This window comes from Bradyrhizobium uaiense (assembly GCF_010811875.1).
Taxonomy (GTDB): Bacteria; Pseudomonadota; Alphaproteobacteria; order Rhizobiales; family Xanthobacteraceae; genus Bradyrhizobium; species Bradyrhizobium uaiense.
This window is the reverse complement of record NZ_VKHP01001000.1, coordinates 1-243: the sequence shown is the minus strand read 5'-3', so window position 1 is coordinate 243 and position 243 is coordinate 1. Positions and strand designations below refer to the sequence as shown.

1 pseudogene is annotated in these 243 nt (G+C 67.1%); it reads right to left on the bottom strand.

Going from position 1 to position 243, the window contains the following annotated elements:
- Positions 1–243 (bottom strand): annotated as a pseudogene (locus FNJ47_RS48505) (acetamidase/formamidase family protein); the annotation flags it as partial.

Here is a 243-nt window from a genome sequence, read left to right as displayed (position 1 = left end):
GCACGCCGGGCTGCTTTGCGATGGTGGCGTGATCGACCGGCACGCCCGGATAGTCCATCGTCTCGTGGCGCACGCCGAACGGATCGGTCTGCGGCGTCCAGCGATAGGAATAGACCGCGCGCGCCCAGTTGCGCTCGCCGGTTGCGTCGACCTCGTAGATCGTGACGACCTCGCGCGGCTTCGGCTCGGTGAGCAGATCCTTGTAATGGAAGCCCCACGATGCGGCGGCGTTGCTGCCGAACG